General features: G+C 74.5%; 15 protein-coding genes. All 15 read right to left on the reverse strand.

From position 1 onward, the window contains the following. Positions 1 to 16: 16 nt before the first annotated feature. Positions 17 to 679: a response regulator gene (locus ELQ39_RS14545; protein WP_190004662.1), complete on the reverse strand. Its 663-nt coding sequence runs from the start codon at positions 677 to 679 to the stop codon at positions 17 to 19. Then, positions 676 to 2022 (reverse strand): sensor histidine kinase, encoded by a 1347-nt coding sequence (locus ELQ39_RS14550; RefSeq protein WP_242592138.1) that lies wholly within the window; start codon positions 2020 to 2022, stop codon positions 676 to 678. Before ELQ39_RS14550 ends, ELQ39_RS14545 begins: the two co-directional genes overlap by 4 nt. Then, positions 2015 to 3202 (reverse strand): acyltransferase family protein, encoded by a 1188-nt coding sequence (locus ELQ39_RS14555; protein WP_242592139.1) that lies wholly within the window; start codon positions 3200 to 3202, stop codon positions 2015 to 2017. Before ELQ39_RS14555 ends, ELQ39_RS14550 begins: the two co-directional genes overlap by 8 nt. Beyond that, complete coding sequence (locus ELQ39_RS14560) at positions 3199 to 4212, reverse strand: alpha/beta hydrolase (RefSeq protein ID WP_242592140.1); 1014 nt, start codon at positions 4210 to 4212, stop codon at positions 3199 to 3201. The genes ELQ39_RS14555 and ELQ39_RS14560 overlap by 4 nt, the downstream gene beginning before the upstream one ends. Before the next feature lie 158 nt (positions 4213 to 4370). Next, the gene (locus ELQ39_RS14565) at positions 4371 to 5240 is read right to left on the reverse strand and encodes an alpha/beta hydrolase (RefSeq protein WP_242592141.1); all 870 of its coding nucleotides are present in this window, start codon (positions 5238 to 5240) and stop codon (positions 4371 to 4373) included. 160 nt (positions 5241 to 5400) lie between these two features. Further along, on the reverse strand, positions 5401 to 6612 hold the full coding sequence (gene kynU, locus ELQ39_RS14570) for a kynureninase (RefSeq protein ID WP_242592142.1): 1212 nt from the start codon (positions 6610 to 6612) through the stop codon (positions 5401 to 5403). Further along, positions 6605 to 7435: a tryptophan 2,3-dioxygenase family protein gene (locus ELQ39_RS14575; protein ID WP_190004656.1), complete on the reverse strand. Its 831-nt coding sequence runs from the start codon at positions 7433 to 7435 to the stop codon at positions 6605 to 6607. Before ELQ39_RS14575 ends, kynU begins: the two co-directional genes overlap by 8 nt. A 165-nt stretch (positions 7436 to 7600) precedes the next feature. Further along, complete coding sequence (locus tag ELQ39_RS14580) at positions 7601 to 8014, reverse strand: DUF3151 domain-containing protein (RefSeq protein WP_190004655.1); 414 nt, start codon at positions 8012 to 8014, stop codon at positions 7601 to 7603. A gap of 17 nt (positions 8015 to 8031) precedes the next feature. Continuing rightward, positions 8032 to 9501 carry an MFS transporter gene (locus tag ELQ39_RS14585; RefSeq protein WP_242592143.1) on the reverse strand — a complete coding sequence of 490 codons (1470 nt, stop codon included), beginning with the start codon at positions 9499 to 9501 and terminating at the stop codon, positions 8032 to 8034. 82 nt (positions 9502 to 9583) lie between these two features. Beyond that, positions 9584 to 10615 (reverse strand): class II fructose-bisphosphate aldolase, encoded by a 1032-nt coding sequence (fbaA, locus tag ELQ39_RS14590; RefSeq protein ID WP_190004653.1) that lies wholly within the window; start codon positions 10613 to 10615, stop codon positions 9584 to 9586. A 148-nt stretch (positions 10616 to 10763) separates the two neighbouring features. Then, positions 10764 to 11312: an orotate phosphoribosyltransferase gene (pyrE, locus tag ELQ39_RS14595; RefSeq protein ID WP_190004652.1), complete on the reverse strand. Its 549-nt coding sequence runs from the start codon at positions 11310 to 11312 to the stop codon at positions 10764 to 10766. A gap of 10 nt (positions 11313 to 11322) precedes the next feature. Continuing rightward, complete coding sequence (locus tag ELQ39_RS14600) at positions 11323 to 12111, reverse strand: aldose epimerase family protein (RefSeq protein ID WP_242592144.1); 789 nt, start codon at positions 12109 to 12111, stop codon at positions 11323 to 11325. A gap of 410 nt (positions 12112 to 12521) precedes the next feature. Next, positions 12522 to 13487, reverse strand: coding sequence for an SRPBCC domain-containing protein (locus ELQ39_RS14605; RefSeq protein ID WP_242592145.1), 966 nt, complete (start codon positions 13485 to 13487; stop codon positions 12522 to 12524). Positions 13488 to 13549: 62 nt separating this feature from the next. Then, positions 13550 to 15223 carry a polyamine aminopropyltransferase gene (locus ELQ39_RS14610; RefSeq protein ID WP_242592146.1) on the reverse strand — a complete coding sequence of 558 codons (1674 nt, stop codon included), beginning with the start codon at positions 15221 to 15223 and terminating at the stop codon, positions 13550 to 13552. A 59-nt stretch (positions 15224 to 15282) separates the two neighbouring features. Continuing rightward, the gene (locus ELQ39_RS14615) at positions 15283 to 15816 is read right to left on the reverse strand and encodes a DUF2617 family protein (RefSeq protein ID WP_225625600.1); all 534 of its coding nucleotides are present in this window, start codon (positions 15814 to 15816) and stop codon (positions 15283 to 15285) included. Between the last annotated feature and the right edge of the window lie 451 nt (positions 15817 to 16267).

Below are 16267 nucleotides of genomic sequence, written 5' to 3' on the forward strand. Positions count from 1 at the left end.
CACGGTACGCGCGGGCTCAGTAACCGGAGGGACGCACCAGCCCCGACTCGTAGGCGAACACCGCCGCCTGGGTGCGGTCGCGCAGGCCCAGCTTCACCAGGATCCGGCCGACGTGCGTCTTCACCGTCTGCTCGGCCACCACCAGCCGTACGGCGATCTCCGCGTTGGACAGGCCCTGCGCGATGAGCGCCAGCACCTCCGTCTCCCGTTCGGTGAGCCCGCCGACCTTCTGGCGCGGGGGCGTGCGGGGCCGCGCGTCAAGGCGGGAGAACTCCGCGATCAGCCGGCGGGTGACGCCGGGCGCGAGCAGCGCGTCCCCGGCGGCCACCACCCGTACCGCCTCGGCGAGCTGCTCGGCGGAGGCGTCCTTGAGGAGGAAGCCGGAGGCGCCCGCGCGCAGCGCCTCGTACACGTACTCGTCGAGGTCGAAGGTGGTCAGCACCAGCACCTTGACCTCGGGGTGGACGGCGGTGATGCGGGCGGTGGCCTCGATGCCGCCGAGTTCGGGCATGCGGATGTCCATCAGGACGACGTCCGGGGGGAGTTCGTCGACCTTGTCGACCGCCTCGACGCCGTTCACCGCCTGGCCGACGACCTCGATGTCGGGCTGCGTGTTCAGCAGCACGGTGAAGCCCTGCCGGACCATCTGCTGGTCGTCGGCGATCAGTACGCGGATCATGCGGTGCCGTCCTGGGGAAGGGGGTCGGTGGCGGAGGGTGCGGACACGGGGAGGCGGGCCTCGACGCGGTAGCCGCGCCCGGACCAGGGGCCGGCGGTGAGCGTGCCGCCCAGCATGACCGCCCGCTCCCGCATGCCGAGCAGCCCGTGCCGGGCCCCGGCGGACGGCGACGCCTCCCGGGTGGGGGCGGTGTTCACCACCTCCACCCGCAGGGCGCGCCGCCCGTAGGCGAGGGTGACGTGCGCGGTGGCGCCGGGCGCGTGCCGGAGCACGTTGCTCAGCGCCTCCTGCACGATCCGGTACGCGGACAGCTCCACGCCGGGCGGCAGCGGGCGACGCGCGCCGGTGACCTCGGTGGTCACGGTGAGTCCGGCGGCGCGGGTGTTCTCCACCAGGGCCGCCAGCCGGTCCAGGGTGGGCTGCGGGGCGTGCGGGGCTCGTCCGTCGGCCGGGTCGTGGTCGTCGTCGGCGGCGGGGTGCTCGGAGCGCAGCACGTCCAGTACCCGACGCAGTTCGGTGAGCGCCTCGACGGCGTTCTGCCGGATGCCGGCGAGGTTCTCCCTGAGCTCGTCCGGCGGGTCCTGCACGAGGTGCGGGGCGACCTGCGCCTGGATGGAGATCACCGACATGTGGTGGGCCACCACGTCGTGCAACTCGCGGGCGATGCGGCTGCGTTCCTCCAGCAGCGTGCGGCGGGCGCGTTCCTCGGCGGTGAGCGTGGCCTGCCGGCCCAGCTCGACGCGGGCCTCGCGGCGGCCGCGCAGGGCGATGCCGAGGACGACCACGACGGCTGACAGCGCAACGGTGACCTGGCCGGTGGGCGTGTGGTTCCACGCGCCCCACAGGCCCTGGAGGGCGTAGGTGAACAGCCCTGTCAGGACCAGCGCCTCGACCGACACGCGGGTGGGCACGCGCAGGGCGACCAGCAGCAGCACGAGCAGGTGGGCCACGACGGCCCACGCGGTCCAGGGCCACGCGAAACCGTCGATCTGGCCGGCCATCAGCATGCGGCGCGTCAGTACGGCGATCGCCAGCGTGGCGCCGAGCGACAGCCACAGCCCCGGCACCGGCCGCCGCAGCGCGAGGACGGCCGCACAGCCCTGCCCCACCCCGAGCAGCAACGAGTAGCCGAGGTCCAGCCCGCCCTGGTCAGTCAGTTGAACGGCTCCCACGATGGTCAGGACGACGCCGACGATCCACACGACCCCGTGCGGCAGCCACCGCAGCCATGTCGACGGCGGCAGGGGATCGACCCGCGCGGTCATCAGGTCGTCGCGCAGGACGCCCAGCCACCGCCGTATGTGCTCCACCCCCGTGTCCACCACGCCGTTCAGCCTAGACATGAGGAGTGCGCTCGGTCATCGGCAGGTGGGCGCGGACCACCCGGGACCGCTTCCGCCGCCGCCCGCCCCCGCCCCGCTCCCAGGTCCGGAACGCCGCCCCGCACACCACGAGGGCGAGGACGAGGACGGGCAGCCACGCCGCCCGGGCGGCGACCCAGCCGAGGCCGTCCGGGACGGTGTGCAGACCGGGCAGCGGGCCGGCCGGGAGAAGCGCGGCGGTGGTGGCCATCAGGGCGGTCTGGTGCCACAGGAACACCGTCATCGCGGACAGGTTGACCAGCGCCACCGCCGCCCAGGCGACCGGCCGGCGCATCGCGTGGCGCAGCCGGTCCCGCAGCAGCAGCGCGAGCCCGCACTGGGCCAGGCCGAAGGTGACGGCCGCCAGGGTCGGCGGGTTGAGGTTGGACACCTCGGCGCCCGGCACCCCGACCATCGCGGCCGGATATCCCGCCCATCCGACCAGCGCGGCCGTCGCCGCCGTGCCGCCGCCCAGCAGCACCCATCCCGGCCTGCGGCCCCTCAGCTCGCCCCGGGTCCAGGCCGCGCCCAGCGTGTACGGCACCAGCCAGCCCGCGGCGAGGTTCAGCCAGCCCAGTCCGCCGGGGGCGCCGAGGCCGAAGCGGAGGACGTCGACGTGGAGGACGAAGGCGAGCGGCCAGAGCGGATGCATCCGGGCGACCAGCGGGGTCGCCGCGGTGAGGGCGGCGAAGACCAGCAGGAACCACATCGGGGACAGCGCCAGCTTCACCAGTGTCCGCACGGTCCCGTACTCGGCGTCGGACAGCAGCAGCGCGAGCGTCACGGCCGTCCACAGGGTGAGGACGGCGACGACCGGGCCGAACAGCCGCGCCAGCCGGGCGTGCAGCCACCGCCGGTACGGCGTCCCGCGCTCCCGCGCGGAGGCGTACGAGCGGGTCGCGACGTGCCCGCCGACCAGGAAGAACACGGCGAGGGTCTGGCAGGCCCAGGACACCGGGGCCAGCCAGGGCATGTGCTGCAGCGGGCTGGCGGTGCGCAGGCTGCGGCCGTCCGCGGCCAGCGCGGTGACCAGCCAGTGCCCGAGGACCACGCCGAGGACGGCGAAGGCCCGCAAGGCGTCGACGGCGCGGTCGCGGTGGGCGGGGGTGGCGGCGTCGATGCGGGCGGCGGTGTCGCGTATCGCGACGGTGAGGCGGGTCATCGGGTCACCTCCTGGGTGTGGCCGAGGACGATCCGGGTGAGGTTGGCCAGGGAGAGGGAGCCGGGGGCGAAGTAGTCGCTGTGTCCGCCGTCGCCGGCCGCGAAGACGTGGGCGCCGTACTCCTGCGACACGGGGTCGGCGCCGAAGCCGACGGTGGTGCCGAAGAGGCCGGCGTCGAGGTGCGGGACGTGCTCGACCCAGTCGCCGGCGCCGCGCGCGGCCCACACCCGGGCACGGGTGCGCAGATCGGCGGCGGTGTCCGCGCCGGTGCCGGGGCTGCCGAGGAACACCAGGTCGTCGACGTCGAGTCCGGCGGCGGCCCGCGCGCAGACGACGGAGCCGTAGGAGTGGCAGAGCAGGGAGACGCGGGCGCGAGGGGCGGCGACCGACCGCAAGTCCTTCACGAGCGCCCTCAGTTCGGGTGCCGCCTCCTCCGCGCGGCCGGTCGTCGCGACGGAAGGGCTGAGCGTGCCGGGTGTCTCGTAGCCGAGCCACGCCACGACCGCCGTGCGCACTCCCGCGGGCGCTTCCCGTGTGAGCCGCTGGTGCAGGGCGACGGCGGTGGCGCGGAAGCGGCCGTAGGTGTCGATGCCCGTGTCGGATCCGGGGACCAGGACGGCGACGCGGTCGGCGTGCGCGAGATCGCCGAGCACCTCGGTGACCAGGCCGGCGCCGCGCCCGTCGAAGTACAGCAACTGCCGGGCGGCCAGCGTGTGTTCGACGGCGCCACGGTCCCGGTACCCGTGGCCGGCCGCGGTGCGGGCCGCCTCGGCGGCGTTGGCCCGGTGGGCGGCGTAGGTCGCGCCGAGTCCGGCGACGGCCGGGGGCGGGAGCTGGGCGGGCGGCGGGGCAGGCGCCTGCGGGCGGGCGGCGCCGGCGAGGGGCACGGCCACGGCGGCCGCGACGAGCGTGGCGAGCAGCCCACGCCGCAGCCGGCCCGCCGGGCGGTGTGCCGTGGCCTCCGCCCCGTCCGGTCCCGTGCCCGGAGTCCCCCGCTCGCCCTGCTCCATCGTCGCCGCTTCCTTCCCGTCCGCCCGTCCATCGGGCGTTTCCGGAAAGGAAGTTACGGAGCGTGGTCCGTAACCCGCGTCCCACCGGGGGACTCAACCGCGGGGTAGCTCTCAGGTACTAGGGGTATGACGAACCGTGCTCCGGGCGGGAGTTTGGCTCACCACGCGAGCTGGGCGATCTCCTCCGCGACGACCGCGCAGGCGTCCGCCGCGGGGTCGATGAGCGGGAAGTGGCCGACGTCCGGCAGCAGCGTCACCCCGACGACCTCGCCGGCCTTCGCCGCCGCGTCCGCGTACGACTCGGCGACCGCGTGCGGGACGTCGATGTCGGCGCGGCCCTGGACGAGGGTGGTGGCGATGCCGGTGGGCAGCAGCAGCGCCGGGTCGGCGTGCGGCCTGCGCTCGGCGAAGTGGTCGTCACCGCCGAGGAGTTCGCGGGCGGCGCCGCCGCACACGCGGAGCTTGTCGGCGACCTCGAAGTCCGCGATGGGGGCGAGGGCGACGACCCCGCGCAGGGGCGCCGGGGCGTCGGTGCGCCACGGCGATCCGGCGGGCAGGACGTGCCGGGCGGCGGCCCACAGAGCGAGGTGTCCGCCCGCGGAGTGGCCGGTGAGGACGATGCGGCGCGGGTCGCCCGCCGGGAGGTGTTCGCGTATCAGCGCGGGCAGGGCGTCCACCGCGGCGGCGACGTCGTCGAAGGTGTCGGGCCAGCGCCCGGCCACCGGGTCGCCGCCGTCGGCCCGCGTCGCGCCGCGCCGGTACTCGACGCTGGCCACGGCGAAGCCGCGGTGCGCGAGGAACGCGGCGAACGGGCTGACGTGACGCCGGTCGTAGGCGGCGCGCCAGGCGCCGCCGTGCAGGACGACGACCACCGGCGCGGGACCGCTCCCGCCGCGCGGCGTCCAGAAGTCGACGACGTGGTCGGGGTCGTCGCCGTAGGCCGCCGTGGCGTCCGGCTCGACCGGCGGGTGGGAGGAGGCCGACTTCTCCTCGGCGGCGGCCCGGGCGGCTGCGACGTCGTCCGTCATGCTCCAACCTCTCAGCGATACAACGTGGTTCGACCGGACCGGGCGTGTACGCGGCCGTTCGGGCGGGACGGTACCAGCACTTCGCCCGCCCCTCTCACCGGGAGGCCCCGCCTGACCGGCGGGAACGGGGCCGGGACGCCGCCGTCCCGGCCCCGCCCGTCTAGCGCAGCTCCTCGGCGAGCACCCGCGCCGCCCGCTCCACGTCGGCGAAACCGACGTAGAGCGGGGTGAAGCCGAAGCGGAGCACGTCCGGGTGGCGGAAGTCGCCGACCACGCCCCGGTCGATGAGCCGCCGCATCACCGGTCCCGCGTCGGCGCAGCGCAGGGCGACCTGGCTGCCCCGTTCCGCGTGCGGCAGCGGGGTCAGGCACTCCACGCGGCCCTCGGGGACGTACTCCCCGACGCACTCCAGGAAGAAGTCGGTCAGAGCGAGGGACTTGGCGCGGACCGCCTCGACCGTCACCCCGTCCCACACCTCGAGCGCCGCCTCCAGGGCGAGCATGGAGAGGATGTCGGGGGTGCCGACCCGCCCGCGCACCGCGCCCTCGGCGGGCGTGTACGCGGAGCGCATCCCGAAGGGCTCCGCGTGGGAGTTCCAGCCGGGCAGCGGGGAGTCGAAGCGGTTCTGGAGGTCCGCCCGCACGTACAGGTAGGCGGGCGAACCGGGGCCGCCGTTGAGGTACTTGTAGGTGCAGCCGACGGCCAGGTCCACGCCGTGCGCGTCCAGGCCGACCGGCAGGGCGCCCGCGCTGTGGCACAGGTCCCAGACGGCGTACGCGCCCGCCGCGTGCACGGCCGCCGTGAGCGACGGCAGGTCGTGCAGCCGGCCGGTGCGGTAGTCCACGTGGTTGAGCAGCACGGCGGCGGTGCGCTCCCCGAGCGCGCCCGGCACCTCCGAGGGCTCCACGGGACGCAGCGCGCAGCCGGTCATGCGGGCCGCCGACCCGGCGATGTACCCGTCCGTCGGGAACGTGGTCGCGTCGACCAGGATCTCGTCCCGGCCGGGGCCGTTCTCCTGGGCCAGCCGCACCGCGCCGACCAGCGCCTTGAACACGTTGACGCTGGTGGAGTCGCCCACCACGATCTGCCCTGCCGCCGCGCCGACCAGCGGGGCGATCCGGTCGCCGATCCGCTCCGGCGCCGTCCACCAGCCGCTCTCCGTCCAGGAGCGGATACGCATCTCGCCCCACTGGCGGCCGACCACGTCCGCGACCCGGCCGGGCACGGCGACGGGCAGCGCGCCCAGCGAGTTGCCGTCCAGGTAGACCGCGCCCTCGGGCCCGTCAAGGACGAACTCCACGCGCTTGGAGGCGAGTTCGTCACCCGCGTCCAGCTTCTCCGCCTTCTGTGTCAGTTCCGTCGGCTCAGACATAGGACCGCGCCGTCCACAGCTCGGGGAAGACGCTCTTCTGCGCCCGCTTCTCCAGCCACGCCACTCCGGCGGAGCCTCCTGTTCCGGTCTTGGCCCCCATGGCCCGGCGGGTGGCGACCAGGTGGTCGTTGCGCCAGCGCCACACCAGCTCGGCGACGTCGGTCAGCGCCTCGCCGAGCCGCGCCACCTCGTCCCGCTCGTCGCCCGCGTAGACGGACGTCCAGATCTCCTCGACCTCACGCGACGGCTCGTACTTCTGCGACACGTCGCGCTCCAGCACCGCCTGCGGCACGGGGTGTCCGCGCCGCGCGAGGAACCGCAGCACCTCGTCGTACAGGCTGGGCTCGTGCAGGGCCTTCTCCAGCTCGGCGTGCACCCGCGGCGCTCCCCGGTGCGGGACCAGCATCGACGCGGACTTGTCGCCGAGCAGGAACTCCATGCGCCGGTACATCGCCGACTGGAAGCCGGAGCCCTCGCCGAGGGCGCTCCGGTAGGAGTTGAACTGCGCCGGGGTGAGCCCGGCCAGCGGCCGCCAGGAGGCGTTCAGCGCCTCCAGTTCGCGCCGTGAGCGGCGCAGCGCGTCGAGCGCGGTCGGCACGTCGTCCCGGCGCAGCGCCTGCGCGGCGGTCTCCCACTCGTGCACGATCACGGTGAACCACAGCTCCATGACCTGGGTGGTGACCAGGAAGACCATCTCTCCGGGATCGTCCGAGAGGGTGTGCTGGAGGTGGGTGAGGACGTCGGCCTTGACGTAGTCCTCGTAGGGCGTCGTGCCCTGGAAGTCGAGATGCGGGGTCTCGGGCTCGTGAGCCTCGTGGGACATCGCTGTCTCCTGAAATGTTCTCCGGGTAGCGGTCCGCCCCTGCCGTTACCGGCACGGGGGCCCCGGTCCCCACGGTGCATCCTGCGCAATCGTCCCCCACCGCCGCAAGGCCCGCCTGCCGGGCAGACGGGCCTCGCGGTGATCACGTTCCGCTTTCCGGCCGGTTCAGCCGAGGACCTGGGCCGCCGTGGGTGAGGAGTCCTTCAGGAACTGGCTGCAGCGCTCGTACTCCTCCTGCTCGCCGATCGCCTGCGCGGCGCGGGCCAGGGCGTGCAGGGCGCGCAGGAAGCCGCGGTTCGGCTCGTGCTCCCACGGCACGGGGCCGTGGCCCTTCCAGCCGTTGCGGCGCAGCGCGTCCAGACCGCGGTGGTAGCCCGTACGGGCGTACGCGTAGGACTCGACGACGCTGTCCCGCTCGAACGCCTCGTCGGCGAGCCGCGCCCAGGCCAGCGAGGAGGTGGGGTACCGGCCGGCGACCTCGGCGGGGGTGGCGCCGGACGCCAGCAGCTCGCGCGGCTCGGGGTCGTCGGGGAGGTGGGTCGGGGGCGGGCCCCCGAGGAGGTTCTCGTGAATGGACATGGGTCCAGTCTCGTACATCAGGCGATGCTGCTGCCCCGGCGCGGGTCCGCCTCCAGCGGAGGCACGGCCACACTGCCGTGGGTACGGCACTCGGGGCGCCGGCAGCCCGGCGCGGGCCGGCGCACGGTGGCCGCGGCGAGGAGCGCGCCGATCACCAGGACGCCCGCGCACAGCAGCATCGCCCGGTCGAACGCGGCGTCGAACCGCTCCGGCTGCCGGAACGTCTCCTGGCCCATCCCGGCGAGCAGCGGCAGCGCGGCCACCGCCAGCAGCCCCGCGGCGCGGGCGGCCGCGTTGTTGACCCCGCTGGCCAGGCCCGCCCGCGAGGTGTCCACGGAAGCCAGCACGGACGCCGTGAGCGGCGCGACGAGGGTGACCATGCCGAGGCCCAGCACGAGCAGCGCGGGCAGCACGTCGGCGGCGTACGAGGCTCCCGGTCCGACCCGCAGCATCAGCAGCACCCCGGCGGCGGAGAGCAGCGGGCCGACGGTGAGGGGCAGGCGCGGGCCGATCCGGTCGGCCAGCTCGCCCGAGCGGGCGGAGAGCAGCAGCATCAGGGCGGTCGTCGGCAGCAGCGCGGTGCCGGCGGCGAGGGCGGACCAGCCGACGACGACCTGGAGCTGGAGCGCGGCGAGGAAGAAGAACCCGCCGAACGCCGCGTACACGCACAGGGTGACGCCGTTGACCGCCGAGAACTGGCGTGAGGAGAAGATCTCCAGCGGCATCATCGGGCCCGGCCGCCGCTTCTCCACCAGCACGAAGCCGACGGCGGCGGCGAGCCCCGCCACCGCCGACACGACGACCAGCGGCGAGCCGTCGCCGGCCCCGATCAGCGCGTACGTCACCAGCGCGAGGGCGACCGCGCCAAGTGCCGCGCCGAACACGTCGAAGCGTCCCTCCGCGCTGGTGCCCGACGACTCCGGCACATGGCGCACGGCGACCGGGGCGCACAGCAGGGCGAGCGGCACGTTGATCAGGAACACCCAGCGCCAGCCGGGCCCGTCCACCAGCCAGCCGCCGAGGAACGGTCCCACGGCCGCCCCGATGCCGCCGAAGCCGGACCACAGGCCGACCGCGCGGCCCCGGTCGTCGGGGTGGAAGGACGCCTGGATCAGCGCGAGCGAGCCGGGGGTGAGCAGCGCCCCGCCCGCGCCCTGGAGCGCCCGGGCCACGATGAGCACGCCCTCGTCGGGCGCGATCCCGCACAGCAGGGAGGCGGCGGCGAACCAGAGCACGCCGACGACGAACACCCGGCGCCGCCCGTACCGGTCGCCGAGCGCCCCGCCCAGCAGGATCAGCCCGGCCAGCGTGACCAGGTAGGCGTTGACGGTCCACTGGAGCGCGGCGAGGTCGGCGTCGAGGTCCTCGCCGATGCGCGGCAGGGCGACGTTGACGACGGTCGAGTCGAGCAGGGCCATGCCGGAGCCGAGGACCGTGGTGAACAGGATCCACCTGCCCTGGGGGGACGCCAGCCGGACATCGGGCATACCGGGAGCATACGGAACAGCCCGGCACCTGGGCAGGTGCCGGGCTGTTCCGTGTGCGAGCGTGCGGGTCGCTCGGGGCGGGTTACTTGATGCGGGTGCCCGTCGAGCGCAGGTGCTTGCAGGCCTCCAGGACGCGGGCGGCCATCGACGCCTCGGCCAGCTTGCCCCAGGTGCGCGGGTCGTAGGTCTTCTTGTTGCCGACCTCGCCGTCGACCTTCAGGACGCCGTCGTAATTGCGGAACATGTGGTCCGCGACCGGACGCGTGAACGCGTACTGGGTGTCGGTGTCGATGTTCATCTTGACGACGCCGTTCTCCAGCGCGGTGCGGATCTCCTCCTCGGTGGAGCCCGAGCCGCCGTGGAACACGAAGTCGAACGGCTGCGCGCCGGCCGGCTTGCCGTACTTGGCGGCGACGCCCTCGTTGAGCTCCTTCAGCAGCTCGGGACGGAGGACGACGTTGCCCGGCTTGTACACGCCGTGCACGTTGCCGAAGGACGCGGCGAGCAGGTAGCGGCCCTTGTCGCCCAGGCCCAGCGCCTCGGCGGTGCGGATCGCGTCGTCGACCGTGGTGTAGAGGGAGTCGTTGATCTCGTGGGAGACGCCGTCCTCCTCGCCGCCGGTCGGGGTGATCTCGACCTCGAGGATGATCTTGGCGGCCCGGGCGCGCTCCAGCAGCTCCTGGGCGATGGCCAGGTTGTCGGCCAGCGTCTCGGCGGAGCCGTCCCACATGTGGGACTGGAACAGCGGGTTGCGGCCGGCCTTGACGCGCTCCTCGGACACCGCGAGCAGCGGGCGCACGTAGCCGTCGAGCTTGTCCTTCGGGCAGTGGTCCGTGTGCAGGGCGATGTTGACGTCGTACTTCTCGGCGACGACGTGCGCGAACTCGGCGAGCGCGACGGCGCCGGTCACCATGTCCTTGTTGTGCTGGCCGCCCAGGAACTCGGCACCGCCCGTGGAGATCTGCACGATGCCGTCGCTCTCCGCCTCGGCGAAGCCGCGCAGAGCCGCGTGCAGGGTCTGGGACGAGGTGACGTTGATGGCCGGGTAGGCGAACTTCTCCGCCTTCGCCCGGTCGAGCATCTCGTTGTAGACCTCGGGAGTTGCGATGGGCATCTGTCCGCTCCTTAAGAGTGCGGTGTGGGGTGCTGCGTACTGTCGGCCCTGACCTGGAACCTTGGATGCGACGTCATTGTCGGTCACATCCTTCCAGACTCGGCCGGAACGTCCATCCCGCCGTCCGCCCTGTGGAAGGCGGGGCCGGTCAGTCCAGGCCGAGTTCGTCCTTGGAGTAGGCGAACAGGTACGGCACCCCGGCTCCCTCGCGGATCTTCTCGGCGGCGCCGGTGGCCCGGTCGACGATCGTCGCCACGGCCACGACCTCGGCGCCGGCCTCGCGCACGGCCTCCACGGCGGTGAGCGGGGAGCCGCCGGTGGTGGAGGTGTCCTCGACGACCAGCACGCGGCGGCCCTTGATGTCCGGGCCCTCCACGCGGCGCTGCAGGCCGTGCGCCTTGGCGGCCTTGCGCACGACGAACGCGTCCAGCCTGCGGCCGCGCGCGGCGGCGGCGTGCAGCATGGCGGCGGCGACGGGGTCGGCGCCCATGGTGAGCCCGCCGACCGCGTCGAACTCCAGCTCCTCGGTCAGGTCCAGCAGCACCTGCCCGACCAGCGGGGCGGCCTCGCCGTCGAGGGTGATGCGGCGCAGGTCGACGTAGTAGTCGGCCTCCAGACCGGAGGAGAGGGTCACCTTGCCGTGCACCACGGCCTTGTCCTTGATCTGCTGCAGCAGCGCGCCGCGAGTGTCCGTCATGCCTGTCAGCTTAAAGCCGGGTCCAGGTCCAGGTCGTGGAGGCCTCCAGCGGCTCCAGCGGGGTGACCAGGCGCGGGTGGGTGTTCAGCCCGTCCGGCGGCCCGGTCTGCGGCTCCACGCAGACGGCCTCCTGCTGCTCGTCGTAGACGACGACCCACTCCTCGCGACTGGTCACCTTCAGCTGGAGCTGCCCCGGCCAGGTGAGGGTGACGTCGACGCCGCCGGGCATCCCGAAGCAGTCGTCCCACGGGCCGGGCTCCGGGGCGATGCGGCGGCCGGTCGGCAGGTGGTCCTCGCCGCGCTCCTCCTGCCAGGCGGGCTCGAAGCCGATGGTGACGTCCTCGCCGCCGAGGCTGCGCAGGAACCACGGGTGCCAGCCGAGCTGCGCGGGGAACGACGAGCCGTACGTCTCGACGCTCATGGTGAGCGTCAGCGCGTCCTCGGTGAGCGACACCTGCTGGGTGACCCGCCCCGGGTACGGCCACGGATCGGTCAGGTCGTACGTCAGCACGGCCTCGTCGGTGCTCCTGCGGGCGGTGTGCCAGGGGGCGTTGCGCGCGGTGCCGTGGATGGCGTGCGGGGGCGCGTTGAGCGGCATCTGCCGTACGGCGGCGCCGTCCCGGAACCGGCCGTCGCGCAGCCGCCCGCACCAGGGGACCATCGGGAAGCACCCGAACCGCTCCCCCTGCCGCAGCAGCTCCACACCCCCGAGCCGCAGTCCCCCGACCCGTCCGCCGTTCCCCGGCAGCACGTCCACCTCCGCGTCACCCGCGGTCAGCGTGATGTGTTCGTCCCTCACGCCTCGACCCTACTGGGGCGATCACTCACGTGGGGCGCGCCTCCGGCGGGACGGCGGGAAGCGGGCGGGCGCCTCCGCCACGCGGGGGTACGCGCTTTCGGCGCGGGGAGGGTCAGGACCCGGGCACGGGGACCGCAGGGCTGGCGCTTGCGGCACGGGAGCGGGCCGGGGCGTTCCGCTCGGGCAGGGGCAGGGGCCCCGCGGTCTCGGGGGCTGGGCCCAGTGCCCCGGCACGGGACGGGACGGTGCGGCGCACCGGGCACGGCACCGAGAGGCACACGCGTTCCCGGCACGGGGTTTGGCCCGGCGGCCGGGTCGCGCGCGCCTCGCGGCACGAGGCAGTGCCCGGTCCGGGCGCGCGACCCGCAGGGCGCCCGGCCGGCGCGGAACAGCGCGCCGCCTCGGCGGCGTCAGCGGCGGCGTCGCAGGGCCCGGACGGCGACCACGGCCGAGGCGACCGCCAGGGCCGCTGCGGGGGCCGCCCAGCGGAGGGGCGTGGAGGAGGTGACCGTCTGGGGGGCCGGGACCGGGGCGTAGCGGCCGCGTGGGGGCGCGTGGTCGACCTCCTCGGCGCTGCGCCCGATCATCGTCCGCCGTGCGTGTGCCGCCTCGGCGAGGGAGTCGTCGCCGTCGTCACCGGAGCCGTCGTCACCGCCCGGGAAGCCCGCGTCCAGGGGTTCGGGGGCCGGGGGCACGGGACCGGTGTCCGGGGCGTCCGGCTCGGGGGCCGGTCCCGACTCGGATTCCGGAGCGGGCACGGTGCCGGGCCCGTCCTGCGCGCCGGTGTCCGACGGGGACGTGGGTTCCGGCTCGCCGGTGGGCCGTTGCGGTGGTGGCGGGGGTGCGTCCTCGCCCTCCGGGGTGGTCTCGAAGTCCGTGGTCGCGCCGGGTTCGAAGTCGCCGGCTGCCAGCTGTTCCGGGGATTCGAGGGGGGCCGGCGGCTCCGCCGTCTCCTCCGCCGCCGCTCCCAGATTCTCCGCGAAGCGGGTCAGCAGGCGGGTGACCGCCGAGGTGACCGCGTCCGGCGGAAGGTCCGTGACGCGGCCGTCCGCCGTGGCGGTGCCCGTGAGGACGAGCTCCGTGCCGGCGTCGGCGGGGCGCGGGGTCAGCCGCAGGGACAGCCTGACCGTCCCGTCGCCGCGGGCCTCGGACGCCTCGCCCTCGACGGAGTAGGAACCGTCGTCCCGCGCGGACACCCGTACCGACCCGCGGTAGGTGATGGAGGAGCCGCCGATCCGTACCTTCAGCCGCCCCGTGACGGGTTCCGCACCGGCGTCGTGCTGGAGCCCGGGCACCGCCCGGGCGACCCGCGCGGGGTCGTCCAGCACCTCCCTGAGCCGCTGCGCCTCGACCGGAACGAACACCTCGTGCTCCATGAGTGCGGAGCCTACCCACGCGACGCCGTCCCGCACCCCCGTCCGCGGGAAGTCGCGGCGCGTCAGTCGCTGTACCGGGGGTGGACCAGGGTGGACGGCGGGAGACCGGGGACGCGGGTGCGTTCCGCCGCTCGGACGTCGGCGGCGAGGGAGGCGTCGGTGAGCGTCCGGGGCCGGGGTCCGGCCGGGTCGAGGCGGGGCCGCGGGGTGTGCCGGTCGGCGGCCAGCACGAACCCCCAGTCGCGGTGGGCGGGGGCCGTGTCCGCGGGCCCCCGGTCGGGCCCGGCGGCGTACCCGGCCTGCCGTCCGCCCACCCGGTAGGCGGTGGTGCGCAGGCCGGCCGCGCGCAGGGTGGCGTCGAGGGTCCAGAAGTCGCGCGGCCGGGAGGCGACCGCGCCCCCGTGCACCACGAGCCGCCCGCCCGGGGCGAGCGCCTGCCGGGCCAGCCCGTAGAACTCCTGGGCGTACAGCTTGGTGCTGGCGGTGATCCCGGGGTGCGGCAGGTCGGACACCACGACGTCGTACGCCCCGGCGGGCGCGGTCCGCAGCCAGTCGAAGGCGTCGGCGGTGACCACGTGGACGCGCGGGTCGTCGAGGGAGTGCGCGTTGAGCCGGGACAGGGCGGGGTCGTTGCGGGCCAGCCGCACCACACCGGCGTCGAGTTCGACGACGTCGACCCGCCGGACGCCGGGATGGCGCAGCACCTCGCGGGCGGCGAGCCCGTCGCCGCCGCCGAGCACCAGCACGCGCGCGTGGCGTCCGGTCATCGCGGGGTGCACGAGGGCCTCGTGGTACCGGAGTTCGTCGCGTCCGCTGACCCGCAGCCGCCCGTCGAGGAACAGGTTGAGCGGCCGCCCGTCCCGCCCGCCGGTGAGCAGCACCTCCTGCACGTCCGTGTGCACGGCGACCCGTACGTCGGGCCCGTACAGCGCGTGCCGGGCGGCCCGTTCGAAGTCGTCGACGAGGACGGCCGCCGAGGCGAGCAGCGCGAGCACGCACATGTTGGCGGTGAGCAGCAGGCGGCGGGCGCGCGGGGTGAGGTCGTGCCGGAACAGCCCGAGGACCAGCGCGCCGCCGACGACGGCGTTGACCGCGCCAGTGATGAGGGCGCCCCTCAACTGGCCCAGGACCGGGAGGAGAAGGAAGGGGAAGGCGAGTCCGCCGACCAGCGCGCCCACGTAGTCCGCGGCGGACAGGTCGGCGACCGCGCCGCCCGCGTCCTGCCGGCGGATCCGCTGGATCAGCTCCATCAGCAGGGGCACCTCGGCGCCGATGAGCAGCCCGGTGGCGAGGGAGAACGCGACGAGCAAACAGCGCGGGCCGCTCGCCCAGACGCCGCCCCAGTCGCCGGTCCAGGCGAACACCGCGTACAGCGCCATCGCGCTGCTTCCACCGACCAGTGCGAGCGCGGCCTCGATCGCGCCGAACCCGGCCGCCGCGTGCCACCGCAGCCGCTTCGCGGCGAGCGAGCCGATGCCCATCGCGAAGACCATCACGGACAGCACGACGGAGGTCTGGGCGACCGAGTCACCCATCAAGTACGCGGCAAGCGCGACGAGTTCCAGCTCATACACCAGTCCGCACGCCGCACAGACGAACACCCCGGCGAGGACCAGCCACCGCCCGGTGCCCTGCCGCACGGGCAGCGGCACCGCGCTCCCCGCGCCGCGCGGGCCGTCCGGCCCGTCCCAGGTCTGCGTGGAGCCGGGCGGAGCGGGGGCCTGCCGATCGATCATCCCAGGGACGTTACGTCACGCACTCATCGCACAACGTCACCCACACGCGTGAAGTTTGTTTACGCCGGCACGGCCCCGGCGTGGGCGGCGACACGCGCTCCGACCCGGGTCCGGGTGGCCACGAGCTGGCCGTCCTGTGGGTAGGCGTGCCAGGTGCGCCAGTGGAACTGGCCCTCGTGGCTGTGGGCGAGCATCGCGGTGAACGCGTGCGGGCTCCCGGGGAAGACCCCGGCCAGGCCCTGCGGATGGTCGCAGACCAGGGCGAGCAGTTCCTGCGCCCGGCCGGCGAAGGCGCCCGGTGGAAGCACCTCCACCCGGGCGGCGAACTCGTACTCCCAGTCGTCCACCCGCTTGGCCACGCCGAGCGGGAGCGGCGTGCTGCTGCCCGGGATGCACGCCACCGTCTCCGAGCAGCGGCCCCGCTCCTCCTCCAGCAGCACCTGGTGGGAGGCGCCGAGCAGTCGCAACTGGAGCTGGGCGCCCTGGAATTCGAGGTCGAGGGTGGCCAGCGCCGGAAGCGGCTCGCGGCCCAGAGCCCAGGCGAGATCGGCGGCGCGCGTATCTGAATAGGCGGTGTTCAGGGTCGTGAGCATGGATCGGCTCCGCAAGCACACAGGAGAGAGACACGGGTCCGCGCACCCCGGGGACCGGGGACTCGGCCCGTCAGCCCGGTCGCCCGGCCGGAAAAGGGTCCGCGGGGAGATCCGACGGCTGCGCTGGTTGATTTATAGGGAATCATGAACTGTGCCGCCACCACAGCGTTTTTACCCAACTTCGTGGGCTTTCCATCCCCTCGGGGGCTCCACAGCTCACGTGTTCAACTACGGCGTACGCCCCCGGTTACGGCGCGCCCCGGCGCACAAGGCACCAACCGGAACCGGATGGTTCACCACCTCCGGAGACACCACAGCGGGGCCCGCCCCAGGTGCGGACCCCGCTGCTGCGGATGCGTTCTCCCGAAGTGGAGCCGCGCTGCCCCGTGTCAGCTGCCTCCACCGCCGCATCCGCCCCCTCCGCAGGACGACCCGCCTCCGCAGGACGAGC

It is taken from the genome of Streptomyces sp. GB4-14 (genome assembly GCF_022696125.1).
GTDB classification, from domain to species: domain Bacteria; phylum Actinomycetota; class Actinomycetes; order Streptomycetales; family Streptomycetaceae; genus Streptomyces; species Streptomyces werraensis.